The 14,495-nt window shown below is 59.1% G+C and carries 12 protein-coding genes; 10 read left to right on the top strand and 2 right to left on the bottom strand.

Translation table 11 applies throughout. From position 1 onward, the window contains the following. Positions 1–2 precede the first annotated feature (2 nt). Positions 3–1,655 carry an acyl-CoA dehydrogenase family protein gene (locus CFBP5473_RS09025; protein WP_027673011.1) on the bottom strand — a complete coding sequence of 551 codons (1,653 nt, stop codon included), beginning with the start codon at positions 1,653–1,655 and terminating at the stop codon, positions 3–5. A gap of 129 nt (positions 1,656–1,784) precedes the next feature. Here CFBP5473_RS09025 and CFBP5473_RS09030 point away from each other — a divergent pair, with 129 nt between their 5' ends. Genes CFBP5473_RS09030 through dprA form a run of 4 tightly spaced genes read left to right on the top strand, consistent with a single transcriptional unit; the run spans position 1,785 to position 5,854 of the window. Next, the gene (locus tag CFBP5473_RS09030; RefSeq protein WP_027673010.1) at positions 1,785–2,726 is read left to right on the top strand and encodes an aspartate carbamoyltransferase catalytic subunit; all 942 of its coding nucleotides are present in this window, start codon (positions 1,785–1,787) and stop codon (positions 2,724–2,726) included. Then, positions 2,723–4,015: a dihydroorotase gene (locus tag CFBP5473_RS09035; RefSeq protein WP_027673009.1), complete on the top strand. Its 1,293-nt coding sequence runs from the start codon at positions 2,723–2,725 to the stop codon at positions 4,013–4,015. The genes CFBP5473_RS09030 and CFBP5473_RS09035 overlap by 4 nt, the downstream gene beginning before the upstream one ends. 44 nt (positions 4,016–4,059) lie before the next feature. Beyond that, on the top strand, positions 4,060–4,677 hold the full coding sequence (gene plsY / locus CFBP5473_RS09040) for a glycerol-3-phosphate 1-O-acyltransferase PlsY (RefSeq protein ID WP_027673008.1): 618 nt from the start codon (positions 4,060–4,062) through the stop codon (positions 4,675–4,677). 34 nt (positions 4,678–4,711) lie between these two features. Further along, positions 4,712–5,854 (top strand): DNA-processing protein DprA, encoded by a 1,143-nt coding sequence (gene dprA / locus CFBP5473_RS09045; RefSeq protein ID WP_027673007.1) that lies wholly within the window; start codon positions 4,712–4,714, stop codon positions 5,852–5,854. Here dprA and CFBP5473_RS09050 read toward each other — a convergent pair. Next, a complete protein-coding gene (locus tag CFBP5473_RS09050) occupies positions 5,807–6,043 on the bottom strand; it encodes a hypothetical protein (protein WP_037170584.1) in 237 nt (78 codons plus the stop codon). The genes dprA and CFBP5473_RS09050 overlap by 48 nt on opposite strands. Before the next feature lie 258 nt (positions 6,044–6,301). On the opposite strand from CFBP5473_RS09050, the gene topA reads away from it, so the two are divergent. The 6 genes from topA to rpmG all read left to right on the top strand — a co-directional run bounded on the left by topA (position 6,302) and on the right by rpmG (position 13,922). Continuing rightward, entirely contained in the window at positions 6,302–8,983 is a 2,682-nt protein-coding gene (gene topA / locus CFBP5473_RS09055) for a type I DNA topoisomerase (protein WP_027673005.1), read from the top strand. Next, a complete protein-coding gene (gene rnr, locus CFBP5473_RS09060; protein ID WP_027673004.1) occupies positions 8,980–11,334 on the top strand; it encodes a ribonuclease R in 2,355 nt (784 codons plus the stop codon). Before topA ends, rnr begins: the two co-directional genes overlap by 4 nt. Before the next feature lie 26 nt (positions 11,335–11,360). Then, positions 11,361–11,795 carry a DUF983 domain-containing protein gene (locus CFBP5473_RS09065; protein WP_027673003.1) on the top strand — a complete coding sequence of 145 codons (435 nt, stop codon included), beginning with the start codon at positions 11,361–11,363 and terminating at the stop codon, positions 11,793–11,795. A 7-nt stretch (positions 11,796–11,802) separates the two neighbouring features. Then, the gene (locus tag CFBP5473_RS09070; protein WP_413228969.1) at positions 11,803–12,483 is read left to right on the top strand and encodes an NUDIX hydrolase; all 681 of its coding nucleotides are present in this window, start codon (positions 11,803–11,805) and stop codon (positions 12,481–12,483) included. A gap of 9 nt (positions 12,484–12,492) precedes the next feature. Beyond that, the gene (locus CFBP5473_RS09075; RefSeq protein ID WP_027673001.1) at positions 12,493–13,665 is read left to right on the top strand and encodes an MFS transporter; all 1,173 of its coding nucleotides are present in this window, start codon (positions 12,493–12,495) and stop codon (positions 13,663–13,665) included. An 89-nt stretch (positions 13,666–13,754) separates the two neighbouring features. Beyond that, positions 13,755–13,922 (top strand): 50S ribosomal protein L33, encoded by a 168-nt coding sequence (gene rpmG, locus CFBP5473_RS09080; RefSeq protein ID WP_003496403.1) that lies wholly within the window; start codon positions 13,755–13,757, stop codon positions 13,920–13,922. Positions 13,923–14,495 lie beyond the last annotated feature (573 nt).

Here is a 14,495-nt window from a genome sequence, read left to right on the forward strand (position 1 = left end):
GTTCAAGACACCGGCGGATACAGCAGATCAATAATATAAGTCGGGTCGAACCTGCTATCCAGCATGCCGTATGTATGGCGCCAGCCGCCAGCGAGGCGGGTCTCCAGGAAGGCGTCGGCTATGCGGCCTGCGCCGATGCGGCAGAGTTCGGCGGCGGCGGCGGCGAGGGCGAATTGTTCCACCAGCAGGCGGGCTGCCCCCTCATCGCGTTCGCACAGCGCGATTGCTGCGCGCAGGACATCCGTCGTCTTCTTGCCCGAGTGACCTAGATCGCGCTCAAGCGTTTCGAAGACGAGATCGAACAGGTCCTTGCCGCGCTGAAGCACTCGCAGCACGTCCAGCGCCATGACGTTGCCGGAACCTTCCCAGATGGCGTTGACCGGTGCTTCCCGGTAATGGCGGGCAATCGGACGATCTTCGACATAACCGTTGCCGCCGAGGCTTTCCATTGCCTCGTAGATCAGCGCGGGCGCAATTTTGCAGCACCAGTATTTAACGATTGGCGTCATGACGCGGGCATAGGCCGCTTCTGCTGGATTGTTGCGTGCGCTATCGAAAGCAGTCGCAAGGCGGAAGGAAAGAGCCGTCGATGCTGCGACGTCCAGCGCCATATCGGCAAGCACGCGCGTCATGATCGGCTGACTGACCAGAGGCTTGCCGAACACGTTGCGTCCACGCGCGAAATGAACCGCTTCCGCCAGCGAGGCGCGCATCATGCCGGAAGATGCCAGCGCGCAGTCCAGCCGGGTCAATGTCACCATGTCGAGAATTGTGCGGATACCGGCACCGGGTTCCCCGAGCAGATAACCGAAGGCATCGGTAAACTCGACTTCGGCAGACGCGTTGGAGCGGTTGCCGAGCTTATCTTTCAAGCGCTGGAAATGCAGACCGTTGGCCGAACCGTCTTCCAGAAAGCGCGGCACAAGGAAGCAGCCCATGCCGTCGCCCATCTGCGCCAGCATCACGAAGCCATCGCTCATGGGCGCGGAAAGAAACCATTTGTGGCCGGAGAGCCGATAGATACCCTCACCCACCCGCTCCGCCGTCGTGCGGTTGGCCCGAACATCCGTGCCGCCCTGCTTTTCCGTCATGCCCATGCCGATGGTCACGGCGGTTTTCTGGAGTGCGGGCTTTTGCGCGGAATCATATTTGCGCGACAGGATTTTCGGCGCCCACTCCTTCTGCACGCGCGGTGACGCCATAAGGGCTGCAACGGAGGCATGGGTCATGGTAAGCGGGCAAAGATGGCCGGCTTCCAGCTGCGCAGTCAGATAGAACTTGGTTGCACGGGCCTTATGCTCGTTCCCGCGCGTATCGGCAGTGTTTTCCCATGCAGCGCTGTGAAGGCCGGATGACATGGAGCGGCGCATCAGCGCGTGCCAGGCCGGGTGAAACTCCACCTGATCCAGACGCTCGCCGCGCGGTCCGTGCGTATGCAGTTGTGGCGTGCTGCGGTTGGCCATGCGCGCCAGTTCCTGCGCTTCCGCAGAGGTGACGTAGCGACCGATCTGGTCCATTTCATCCCGAACGGGGCGCGAAAGACTGGAGGTCAGATCCACGATCAAAGGATCGGAACGATAGGCGTTGATTCCGGACCAGAGGCTAGGCTGGTTCAGTTCTGCGAGCTGTTCTTCGGTCCGGTTCATCTCTGTCATCGTGTGCTTTTATGGGGATTCGCAATTAATTGCCTATATAGGCTCATTCCCGGCTTATCCCATGCTTGCCGACAAAGCCACCTGTCTTTATAGACCGCGATTGACTATTCCGGCCCGGAGGACAGTTCCATGGTCTATTTTCCCCACCGCCATCTTCTAGGCATAAAGGGGCTTTCCCATCAGGATATAACCACCCTTCTAGACAAGGCCGACGAGGCCGTGAAGATCAGCCGCCAGCGAGAGAAGAAGACATCGACTCTGCGTGGCCTGACGCAGATAAACCTGTTTTTCGAAGCCTCCACCCGCACCCAATCTTCTTTCGAGCTGGCCGGGAAACGCCTCGGCGCAGACGTTATGAATATGTCCGTCGGCAATTCTTCCGTGAAAAAGGGCGAGACGCTGATCGATACGGCCATGACGCTGAACGCCATGCGTCCGGACGTGTTGGTGGTGCGCCACTCTTCCGCAGGTGCGGCAGCACTTCTGGCGCAGAAGGTCGCCTGCTCCGTGGTCAATGCCGGTGATGGCCAGCATGAGCACCCGACACAGGCCCTGCTCGATGCGCTGACCATCCGCCGTGCCAAGGGCAGGCTCTCCGGCATTACCGTCGCCATATGCGGCGATGTGCTGCATTCGCGCGTCGCGCGCTCCAACATCATTCTTTTGAACCAGATGGGCGCGCGCGTTCGTGTAGTATCCCCGCCCACGCTTCTGCCTTCCGGCATTGGAGATATGAGCGTCGAAGTCTTTCACGACATGAAGGAAGGCCTGAAGGGCGCGGATGTCGTCATGATGCTTCGTCTCCAGCGAGAGCGCATGGCGGGCTCCTTCGTGCCTTCGGTGCGCGAATATTTCCATTACTATGGTCTCGATGCGGAAAAGCTGAAGGCGGCAAAAGAAGATGCGCTCGTCATGCATCCCGGCCCGATGAACCGCGGCGTGGAAATCGCCTCCGAAGTGGCCGATGGCCCGCAGAGCGTCATCGAAAGTCAGGTGGAAATGGGTGTCGCCGTTCGCATGGCCGTTATGGAAACTCTTCTCCTTTCGCAAAACAACGGAGAGCGCGCATGAGCACTGCCACCGTTCTCAAAAATGTCCGCATCATCGATCCCTCCTGCAATCTGGATGAGACAGGTACAATCATCATTGGAGCGGATGGCAACATAATCGCGTCCGGCAAGGAGGCCCAAAACCAGGGCACGCCGGAAGGTGCGACGGTCCGCGATTGCAAGGGTTTGATCGCCGCGCCCGGCCTCGTGGATGCCCGCGTTTTTGTCGGCGAACCCGGCGCCGAACATCGCGAAACCATCGAGTCCGCCTCCCGCGCAGCCGCCGCCGGTGGCGTCACCAGCATCATCGTCATGCCGGATACGGATCCGGTGATCGATGACATTGCGCTTGTGGAATATGTAAAGAAGACGGCGCGCGACAAGGCCATCGTCAACGTCCACCCGGCAGCGGCCCTCACCAAGGGGCTTCTGGGCGAAGAGATGACCGAATTCGGCATGTTGAAGGAAGCTGGTGCCGTTGCTTTCACCAATGGCCGCAAGGCCCTGTCCGACACGCTCGTCCTGCGCCGCGCCATGACCTATGCACGCGAACTGGGCGCGGTCATCTCGCTCGAAACGCGCGACAAATATATCGGCAATGGCGATATGAATGAGGGGCTGCTGGCAAGCTGGCTCGGTCTTCCGGGTATTCCCAAGGAGGCGGAAATCATTCCGTTGGAACGTGATCTGCGCATTGCCGCACTGACGCGGGCCAACTACCACGCCGCCAAGATTTCCGTGCCGGAATCGGCAGAAGCCATCAAGCTGGCCAAGTCGCGCGGGGCGAAAGCGACCTGCGGCATCTCGATCAACCATCTGACACTGAACGAAAACGACATCGGCGAATACCGCACCTTCTTCAAGCTCTCCCCACCGCTGCGCTCGGAAGACGACCGCGTTGCCATGGTGGAGGCGCTGAAGAACGGCACGATCGACATCATCGTCTCATCGCACGATCCGCAGGATGTCGACACCAAGCGCCTACCCTTCTCGGATGCGGCAAGCGGCGCCATCGGCCTCGAAACCATGCTCGCAGCGGCCCTTCGCCTGCACCACAGCGAACAGGTTCCGCTAATGCGCCTCATCGACGCGCTCTCCACCCGCCCCGCCCAAATCTTCGGCCTGGATGCCGGAACCCTGAAGCCCGGCGCAAAAGCGGACATCACCCTGATCGATCTCGACGAACCATGGCTGGTTTCGGAAAAGAATCTGGTATCGAAGTCCAAGAACACACCGTTCGAAGACGCCCGCTTCAGTGGCCGCGCAGTTGCGACATATGTTGCTGGCAAGCTGGTTCATTCATTGCAGTAATTCATGTTCGTGCGCAAAGATGCACGAAAAGAGGGGACATGTAGATGACTGCTTTGACCGTCTGGCAGACCGCGCCAGCACTCTTGGCGCTTGCCGCCATCATTGGTTATTTGCTCGGCTCCATCCCATTCGGCTTGCTGCTGACGCGCGCGGCGGGGCTTGGGGATGTTCGCAAGATCGGTTCCGGTAACATTGGGGCGACAAATGTCTTGCGTACCGGCAACAAGAAGCTGGCGGCAGCGACGCTTCTTTGCGATGCCTTGAAGGGTACGGCGGCGGTGCTGATTGCGCATTCGCTCTGGGGCTTTGAGGCTTCGCTGGTTGCGGGCTTCTTTGCTTTTCTCGGCCATCTGTTTCCAGTCTGGCTGGGGTTCAAAGGCGGCAAGGGCGTGGCCGTTTATATCGGCGTTCTGCTGGGTGCTGCACCGCTGATGATGCTGGCATTCGCGGCCATCTGGCTGATCACGGCTTTCGTTACGAAATATTCTTCTCTATCCGCGCTGGTTGCAATGCTTGTCATTCCGGTTGCATTGTGGATATTAGGTCCGGAGAAAACGGCGCTTCTGGTGACGCTGCTGAGTGTGATTTCCTGGTTCATGCACCGGGAAAACATCAAGCGGCTGCTGGCGGGCACGGAAAGCAAGATCGGTAAGAAGGGTTGAGGCATTGATCGTCTCGCCCGGTTAGGGGCGAGACATGCCGCATGACGGCGAGACGAGGCGCGGCATCGCGCTGACGGAACGGCAGAAATTTGCCTGGTTGCGGCTGATCCGTAGCGACAATATCGGCCCGGTCACCTTCCGGGAACTCATCAATCATTTCGGTAGCGCGGAAAAAGCGCTGGAAGCCTTGCCCGATCTGGCGCGGCGCGGCGGCGGTGCGCGCAGTCCGCGCATTGCGGCAGCAGCAGATGTGGAACGAGAGCTTGAAACGGCGGATCGTTTCGGCGCGCGTTTTGTCGGTATAGGCGAGCCGGATTATCCGCCTGCCCTTCGAGAAATCGATGGCGCCCCTCCTCTGATTGCCATGAAGGGATCCGGGCAGACGGTCGTTCGCCACTCGTTCGGTATTGTCGGCTCGCGCAACGCCTCCATCAACGGCGCGAAATTCGCCGCCATGCTGGCGCGCCAATGCGGACAGGCGGGTTATACCATCGCCTCCGGCCTTGCGCGCGGCATAGATGCGGCAGCACATTCCGCCAGTCTCTCGACCGGAACGGTTGCCATGCTGGCAGGCGGGCTGGACAAGCCCTACCCGCCTGAAAACTTTCGGCTGCTGGATGAAATCTATGCCAATGGCGGCGCCACCATCAGCGAGATGCCATTCGGCTGGGAGCCACGCGCGCGGGATTTTCCACGCCGTAACCGGTTGATTGCAGGTGTCTCACTGGGCGTCCTGATCGTGGAGGCAGCGGAACGCTCCGGCTCCTTGATCACCGCGCGGCTTGCGGGCGAGTTCGGGCGTCTGGTCTTTGCCGTGCCGGGCTCACCGCTGGATTCCCGGTGCCATGGCACCAACCGGCTGATCAAGGATGGCGCGATGCTGGTTACGGAAGCAGCCGATATTCTCGATGCGCTCTCGCCGCTCATCGAACCGCGGCTTCCGCTACAACATGTCGCCAAGGAACGCATCGAGGAGGGAGACATGTCTCCACCCGGAGATGATGAGCGCACAATCATCGCTCAGGCACTCGGCCCCTCGCCTGTCGAAACCGACGATATCATCCGCCATACCGGCCTTCCAGCAGCGACGGTTTATCTCGTGCTTCTGGAGCTGGATATTGCCGGTCGTTTAAACCGGCATTCCGGTGGTCGGGTTTCGCTGATCATGGCCGACTGAGAGTTTGCGCCGTCCACTCTGGATATCGCCTGCCTCCACATAGGCCATCTCGATGAGGTAGCAGAGCATTTCCGCGCCCTCGCGCTGTGCTACGCCACGCAGCTCCGCCAGCATTTGCCGAATGTAAGCCAAGCTCTCTTTCGTGTCCGTCTTTTCCGTCGGACTGGATTTTTTCAGTTCGGCCGCCATATGTATCCTTCATTCTCATAGACAGGCTGTGCTTGCCTGCGGGCACCTCAATGCGTCCAGGCAACCATAGCTTGTTTATTATAAATTGCAAGAAATAACGATATCTCTTTCAGGTTGTATATCGTTGCAAAGGCAGAAAAACGGCCTCTCCCTCTTGACCCGAACGCATTACCTGTCCATGTCGAAATAAAAGGGTGGCGTTGTTGCGGGTTTAAAAGCGGCAAGGCGGGTTAACGGGCAAGTTCCGAGAGAAGAAATATGAAGGTTGTCGTAGTCGAATCCCCCGGCAAGATTAAGAGCATCAACAAGTATCTTGGCTCTGGCTATAAGGTCATGGCATCGTTCGGCCACGTCCGCGATCTGCCAGCCAAGGACGGCTCCGTGCTGCCGGATCAGGATTTCGAAATGTCCTGGGAAGTGGATAGCGCTTCGCAGAAACGCATCAAGGATATTGCCGACGCCGTGAAAAGCGCCGATGGCCTCGTTCTCGCAACCGACCCGGATCGCGAAGGCGAAGCCATTTCATGGCACGTGCTCGATATTCTGAAAAAGAAGAAGGTGCTTGGCGACAAGACCGTTGAGCGTGTGGTGTTCAACGCCATCACCAAGAAGGCCGTGCTGGATGCGATGGCGCAGCCGCGCAGCATCGACGTGCCGCTGGTGGACGCTTATCTCGCCCGCCGCGCGCTGGATTACCTCGTCGGCTTCAATCTTTCTCCGGTTCTGTGGCGCAAGCTGCCGGGCGCCCGTTCGGCTGGCCGCGTACAGTCCGTGGCACTTCGCCTCGTCTGCGACCGTGAATCCGAAATCGAGCGTTTCGTTTCGGAAGAATACTGGAATATCTCCGCACTTCTGAAGACACCGCGCGGTGACGACTTCGAAGCCAAGCTGGTCATGGCCGATGGCAAGCGCCTGCAGAGCAAGTCCATCAAGACCGGCGACGATGCGACTCGCCTGAAGACGCTGCTGGAAGGCGCGACTTACGTGGTCGATACGGTCGAGGCAAAGCCCGTCAAGCGCAACCCCGGCCCTCCCTTCACCACGTCCACGCTTCAGCAGGCCGCATCCTCGCGCCTCGGCTTCGGCGCTTCACGCACCATGCAGGTGGCGCAGAAGCTTTATGAAGGCATCGAAATCGGTGGCGAAACCGCCGGTCTGATCACCTATATGCGTACCGACGGTGTGCAGATCGCGCCGGAAGCCATCGACGCTGCCCGTCGTGCAATCGGCGATCAGTTCGGTGCGCGCTACGTGCCGGAAAAAGCACGCTTCTATTCGACCAAGGCGAAGAATGCCCAGGAAGCGCACGAAGCGATCCGCCCCACGGATTTCACCCGCACGCCAGACAGTATCAAGCGCTTCCTCGATCCGGACCAGTTCCGTCTTTACGACCTGATCTGGAAGCGCGGCATTGCCAGCCAAATGGCGTCTGCCGAAATCGAGCGCACGACGGTCGAAATCCTTGCGGAAAACAAGGGCGATAAGGCTGGCCTTCGCGCCGTTGGCTCCGTCATCCGTTTCGATGGCTTCATTGCCGCCTATACGGACCAGAAGGAAGATGGCGAACAGGAAGACGATGGCGAAGACGGTGGCCGCCTGCCGCAGATCAATGCGCGCGAGAATGTCGCCAAGCAGAAGATCAACGCCAGCCAGCACTTCACCGAGCCGCCACCGCGTTACTCGGAAGCATCGCTGATCAAGAAGATGGAAGAGCTCGGCATCGGTCGTCCTTCCACCTATGCCGCGACGCTGAAGACGCTGAGCGACCGCGAATATATCATAGTCGACAAGCGCAAGCTGATCCCGCATTCGCGCGGAAGGCTGGTGACGGCGTTCCTCGAAAGCTTCTTCACCAAATATGTGGAGTATGATTTCACCGCCGATCTGGAAGAAAAGCTGGACCGTATTTCCGCAGGCGAACTGGACTGGAAGCAGGTTCTCCGCGATTTCTGGAAGGACTTCTTCGCCCAGATCGAAGACACCAAGGAACTGCGCGTCACCAACGTTCTGGACGCGCTGAACGAAGTTTTGGCACCGCTGGTCTTCCCCAAGCGCGAAGACGGTTCCGATCCGCGCATCTGCCAGGTTTGCGGCACGGGCAATCTCTCGCTGAAGCTCGGCAAATACGGCGCTTTCGTCGGCTGCTCCAACTACCCGGAGTGCAACTACACCCGCCAGCTGACCTCGGATGGTGCGGAGGCAGAAGCCGCCGCCCTCAACGAGCCGAAGGCGCTTGGCGCGGACCCGATGACGGGCGAAGAGCTGACGCTCCGCTCTGGCCGTTTCGGGCCTTATATCCAGCGCGGCGAAGGCAAGGATGCCAAGCGTTCTTCCCTGCCAAAGGGGTGGAAGCCGGAAGAGATCGATCACGAAAAGGCACTGGCGCTCATCAACCTGCCTCGCGATATCGGCAAGCATCCCGAAAGCGGCAAGATGATTTCTGCTGGTATCGGTCGCTATGGGCCGTTCCTGATGCATGATGGCGGCTATGCCAATCTCGAGAGCGTGGAGGACGTGTTCTCCATCGGCCTCAACCGCGCCGTCACCGTCATTGCGGAAAAGAAAGCGGCACCGGGTCGCGGTCGCGGCTCTACACCAGCGGCGCTGAAATCGCTTGGCGATCACCCCGATGGCGGCGCGATCACCGTTCGCGATGGCCGTTTCGGGCCTTACGTGAATTGGGGCAAGGTCAACGCCACCATCCCCAAGGCTCAGGCCCCAGATACGGTAACGCTGGATGAGGCTTTGGTGCTGATCGCAGAGCGCATTGCCAAAACCGGCACCGGCGGCAAGCCCACCAAGGCGAAAAAGGCTCCAGCCAAGAAGGCGACGGCTGACGGCGAAGCAAAGCCGAAGGCAACCAAGGCAAAGGCCGCTACCAAAACCAAGGCAGCCGCCAAGCCGAAGACAGCAGCAAAAACCAAGAAAGCAGCATCGTGAGTAAAGCGCCGCGTCAGAAACAGAATTCCGCAAATGACGGTTTCGGACGCACCGCCCGCTCGAAGCGTGTGAACGAGGGCGAAGGCATTATCCATGGCGAGGTGCCTCCCCGCGAAGTGCTTTTGAAGTTCATTGCCGAACACCCGCAGCAGGCATCCAAGCGCGAAATTGCCAAGGCTTTCGGCCTCAAGGGCGATGATCGCGTGGTGCTTAAAGCACTGCTGAAGGAACTCGAAACCGATGGCATGGTGCAGAAGAACCGCAAGTCGCTGATGCGCCCGGGCGGTCTGCCGCCTGTCACGGTTCTCGATATCACAACCCGTGACAAGGATGGCGAACTGATCGGTCGGCCTGCGGAATGGCCGGATGATCAGGGTGCCGCACCCGCCGTTCTCATCCGCCAGACCTCGCAGGATCGCGGCAAGAAGGCGCCTGCCGTCGGCCTCAACGACCGCATTCTGGCAAAGATCTTTCCGTCCAAGGACCGCGTCGGACCGGCCTATACGGCCCGCGTCATCAAGATCATCGACCGTCGCCAGAACGCGCTTCTCGGCGTGTTCAGACTTTCGCCCGGCGGCGGTGGCCGTCTGATGCCGATCGATCGGCGCGGCGAGGAACTGGTCATCGATCCGGAAGGCGTCAATGATGCGAAGGACGGAGACCTGATCGAGGTCGACGTATCGCGCAACAGCGGACGCTACGGCCTGAAGCGCGCAAGCGTGCTTTCCGTCATCGGCTCCGTGGCCTCGGAAAAGGCGATCTCGATGATCGCCATCTATGCGCACGGCATTCCGCATATCTTCCCGCAGAATGTTCTGGCGGAAGCGGATGACGCAAAGCCTGCAAGCATGTCGCACCGTGAAGACTGGCGCGACCTGCCGCTGATCACCATCGATCCGGCGGACGCCAAGGACCATGACGATGCGGTTTATGCCGAACCCGACCCGTCGCCGGATAACCCGGATGGCGTGATCGTCACCGTCGCCATTGCCGATGTGTCTTATTATGTCCGATCCGGTTCGCCGCTGGATCGCGAAGCGCTGAAGCGTGGCAACTCGGTCTATTTCCCGGATCGCGTCGTGCCCATGCTGCCCGAGCGCATCTCCAACGATCTCTGCTCGTTGAAAGAAGGCGTGGACCGCCCTGCCATTGCCGTTCGCATGGTGTTTTCCAAGGAAGGTCGCAAGGCCTCCCACACCTTCCACCGCATCATGATGAAGAGCGCCGCAAAGCTCTCCTACCAGCAGGCGCAGGCCGCCATCGACGGCAAGCCGGATGACAAGACCGGACCATTGCTGGAGCCGATCCTGAAGCCCCTGTGGCATGCTTATGAGATCATGAAGCGCGGGCGGGATCGTCGCCAGCCGCTTGAACTCGACATGCCGGAGCGAAAGATTCTACTGCGTTCCGATGGCACGGTGGATCAGGTCATCATTCCCGAACGTCTCGATGCGCATAAGCTCATCGAAGAAATGATGATTCAGGCGAACGTTGCTGCGGCGGAAACGCTGGAAAAGAAGAAGCAGCCGCTGATCTATCGCATCCACGATGCGCCGACGCTTGCCAAGCAAGAAACGCTGCGCGAGTTTCTGGCAACGCTCAGCATTTCCATGGCCAAGGGTGGGCAGGTTCGCGCCAACTCCTTCAATGGTATTCTGGCCCGCGCCGTCGATACGCCGCACCAGATCATGGTCAACGAGATGGTGCTGCGCTCGCAAAGCCAGGCGATCTACAGCCCGGAAAATATCGGCCATTTCGGCCTGAACCTGTTGAAATACGCCCACTTCACCTCTCCGATCCGTCGCTATGCCGATTTGATCGTGCACCGTGCGCTCGTTGGTTCGCTGGGTCTGGGCGAAGGCGGCATCACGCCGCAGGAAGAAGCGACGCTGGACGATATCGCCGCTGAAATCTCGACTTTCGAGCGTCGCGCAATGGCGGCGGAGCGTGACACGATCAACCGCCTGATCGCCCACCATCTCTCCGAGCGTGTGGGCGAGGAATTCGAAGGCCGAGTCGGCGGTGTCACCAAGGCGGGACTATTTGTCGCGCTTCCGCAGTTTGGCGCGGACGGTTTCGTTCCTATATCTACGCTTGGAATGGATTACTTCATCTATGACGAGGCCCATCAGGCTTTGACGGGTGAAAAGACCGGCCTCGGTTATCAGCTCGGCGACACGGTTCAGGTTCGCTTGGCGGAAGCCGTGCCGCTGGCAGGCGCACTTCGCTTCGAGATATTGAGCGAAGGCCGCAAGATGCCGGCAGCCACGAGGTCGTTCCACAAGGCAACGCGCAAGGGCGGGCGCAACACGGCGAAACCGGGGACAAGGCCTCCACGCAAGAGACGGTAGCGCTGCATTTCTTTTGAGGAAAGAGCATGAGCGATTCACAGACAGTGCAATATGGCGGCGCAAAGGAAGAACGGCCACTCGGGCGTTCCATCATGCGGGGAATCTTGAGCAGGTGCCCTGCCTGCGGCAGTGGTCGCCTTTTTCGGGCATGGCTGAAGCCGGTGGATCAGTGCGCCGCTTGCGGTGAGGATCTGCACCACCAGCGTTCAGACGACCTTCCCCCTTACATCTCCATCATGATCCTCGGCCACGTTGCCGTGGGCGGCTTCATGATGACGGACACGATCTTCATCGTCCCCATGTGGGTGCATCTCGCCATCTGGGTTCCAATCACCGTTCTCGTCGCGCTGTTGACGATCCAGCCGATCAAGGGCGGCGTCATCGGCCTGCAATGGGCGTTGAAGATGCACGGCTTTGGCGGTGAGCCGGAGAAGAAGCAGATAGACGGCTCTTCGCACTGACCGAGGCCTGATCCCCTTGCCTCCCGAAACCATCGCTGAAAAACCAGCCTGTCTGCGGCCCAAAGATGCCGCATCCCTCATCCTTGTCGATCGTTCGACCGGCAATCCACGCATTCTGGTCGGCAAACGCAGCAGCGGGCATGTCTTCATGCCTGACGTCTATGTGTTTCCCGGCGGTCGGCGTGATCCACGAGATCACGCCCTGCCCTTCAGCGGCGATCTGCACCCCGCAGTCGCCCATAACCTGCTGCGCTCCGCCTCGCGCCCGATGACGATTTCCGGTGCCCGCGCATTGGCGCTGGCCGCCCTCCGCGAACTTCATGAGGAAACCGGATTGAGCTTCGGCAGCACTCCCGAACAGCGGAATAATCCCGATCTTTCGAAGCTGCGTTATGTCGCCCGTGCGATCACGCCGCCGGGAAGAGTAAGGCGATTCGACACCCGATTCTTCTGCTGTTTTACCGATGAAGTGGGTATCGACCCGGAGACAATTCAGGACTCTCATGAGCTGGAAAGCCTTCATTGGCTTGACATTAGGGACAATTCCAGTCTGAACATGGCGCCGATAACGCGCATGGTTCTCGAAGATGTCACAAAGTTCATGATAGGTGATCAGACATTGCAATTCGAAAGCCCGGTGCGACAATATTTCGAGCGTCGCGGCAAATTCATTCGTGGCTTTCTATAAAAGGTCTCCATGTCCCATCCCAATTGCGACGCCGATAATATTCACTGGCCATCGCTCATTGCCGCAACTTCCGCCATCAGCGCCGTTGGTATCGCCATCGGCCTCGGGCTGCCGCTTCTAAGCCTGATCCTCGAGCGGCGCGGCATTTCCTCCTCTATGATCGGCCTGAACACGGCCATGGCCGGTGTCGCTGCCATGATCGCAGCGCCACTGACGAGCAAGCTGGCACATGATTACGGCGTGGCGCGCACCATGCTGACGGCGGTCGTCATCTCCGCAATCAGCGCCATGGGATTTTACTTCGCGCCCGATTTCTGGATGTGGTTTCCGCTGAGAATTGCCTTCCACGGTGCCACCGCAACGCTCTTCATTCTTTCGGAATTCTGGATCAACGCCGCAGCGCCACCGCGAAAACGCGGCTTCGTGCTCGGTCTCTACGGAACGGGGCTTGCCGTTGGCTTCGCCGTCGGGCCAATTCTGTTTTCCACGGTCGGAAGCGAAGGCATCACGCCCTTCCTCGTTGGCTGCAGCATCATTCTTCTTGCATCCATCCCCATCTTTCTTGCACGCGGCGAAAGCCCGGCACTGGATGAGAAGCCGAACCACCATTTCGCCCGCTACATCTGGCTGGTGCCCATGGCCTCTGCCGCCGCATTCGTCTTCGGGGCCGTTCAGGCTGGCGGACTGGCGCTGTTTCCCATCTATGCCACACGAGAGGGCTTCAACGGCGCTCAGGCGGCGCTGTTTCTCACGGCCATGGCCATCGGAAACATGACGTTCCAGATACCCATCGGCCTCCTCTCCGACAGAATGAGGGACCGCCGCCACCTGCTGGGGCTGATGGCCTTCATCGGCGTGTGCGGCACCCTTGCCCTGCCCTTTCTCGTGTCCAACTGGATTATGGTCGCGGTTCTGCTTCTGCTGTGGGGTGGCTGCGTCTCCGGCATGTACACGGTCGGCCTGACGCATCTCGGCTCGCGACTCAGCGGCTCGGATCTTGCTGCCGCAAATGCCGCCTTCATTTTCTGCTACGCGACCGGCACCATTGCAGGCCCACAGACGGTGGGAATTGCCATGGACATCTTCGGAACCAACGGCTTTGCATGGGCTCTTGCCCTGTTTTTCGGGCTCTATGTCGTTCTTTCCATTGCCCGTTCGGTTTTCAGATCAAAACGGACTTGACTTTTCAGGCGCGATCCGTAGTTTCGCGCCAGATTTAGCCGGGGTCGAACAGGTCCGCGGCTCACTTACTTGTTAAAGGCAGGACGACCATGGCGAAAGCTACAACAATCAAGATCAAGCTGCTGTCGACAGCCGACACCGGTACTTTCTACGTCACCACTAAGAACAGCCGTACCTTCACGGACAAGATGACGAAGACCAAGTACGACCCGGTCGTTCGCAAGCACGTTGAATTCAAGGAAACCAAGATCAAGTAATTCCACTTGGTCTTAGTCCTAAAGAACGCGCCCTTGAGGCGCGTTTTTTGTTTCTGCCCGCAAAGCTGCGCACGGCAAAGTAACGCTGTTTGAAGAGCCATGCTCGACTGGATTGTTCTGCTTGGAGAAGTGGGGTCGACCGGGACAGCAAAGACAGCACGAGGAACCGTTCAATAGCGTCGCCGGTCGACCGACCCCAAGACCCAGGAGATGCGGCGGACCTGAGCATCAAGGGGTATCTCTACAGCCCCTCCTCTGGGAGAGACCGTCACATCATTCCTTCAAGTTCCCCAGGCGCTATTTTTGTTTTCGCCTGCTTGCCGAAGGTTATGTTCTTGAACTAATAGTCGCGTAAGAAATCAAGAAAATCAACAAATTATTAATCCGCCGGCAGCCTGCTTTGCGGATATGGTTAAATCTCCCGCTTTGGCACAGCTTTGGTCTACCTGCTACGCAAGTTATGGCACAGGCTTCAGCCTTTAAAACTAAGGAGTTTTAAAGTTTGACTTGGATAATCTGCGTTTCGTTGATGGAGACACAAGAGATAAAGAAGTAATCGTTACGCGCTCTTGT

The organism is Agrobacterium larrymoorei (assembly GCF_005145045.1).
In the GTDB taxonomy this organism is placed as follows: Bacteria; Pseudomonadota; Alphaproteobacteria; order Rhizobiales; family Rhizobiaceae; genus Agrobacterium; species Agrobacterium larrymoorei.

What these genes read in the sequence shown, in the direction of transcription:
- CFBP5473_RS09025 (WP_027673011.1), bottom strand. Translation starts at nt 1,655, where the DNA reads ATGACAGAGATGAACCGGACCGAAGAACAGCTCGCAGAACTGAACCAG.
- CFBP5473_RS09030 (WP_027673010.1), top strand. Translation starts at nt 1,785, where the DNA reads ATGGTCTATTTTCCCCACCGCCATCTTCTAGGCATAAAGGGGCTTTCC.
- CFBP5473_RS09035 (WP_027673009.1), top strand. Translation starts at nt 2,723, where the DNA reads ATGAGCACTGCCACCGTTCTCAAAAATGTCCGCATCATCGATCCCTCC.
- plsY (WP_027673008.1), top strand. Translation starts at nt 4,060, where the DNA reads ATGACTGCTTTGACCGTCTGGCAGACCGCGCCAGCACTCTTGGCGCTT.
- dprA (WP_027673007.1), top strand. Translation starts at nt 4,712, where the DNA reads ATGCCGCATGACGGCGAGACGAGGCGCGGCATCGCGCTGACGGAACGG.
- CFBP5473_RS09050 (WP_037170584.1), bottom strand. Translation starts at nt 6,043, where the DNA reads ATGGCGGCCGAACTGAAAAAATCCAGTCCGACGGAAAAGACGGACACG.
- topA (WP_027673005.1), top strand. Translation starts at nt 6,302, where the DNA reads ATGAAGGTTGTCGTAGTCGAATCCCCCGGCAAGATTAAGAGCATCAAC.
- CFBP5473_RS09065 (WP_027673003.1), top strand. Translation starts at nt 11,361, where the DNA reads ATGAGCGATTCACAGACAGTGCAATATGGCGGCGCAAAGGAAGAACGG.
- CFBP5473_RS09075 (WP_027673001.1), top strand. Translation starts at nt 12,493, where the DNA reads ATGTCCCATCCCAATTGCGACGCCGATAATATTCACTGGCCATCGCTC.
- rpmG (WP_003496403.1), top strand. Translation starts at nt 13,755, where the DNA reads ATGGCGAAAGCTACAACAATCAAGATCAAGCTGCTGTCGACAGCCGAC.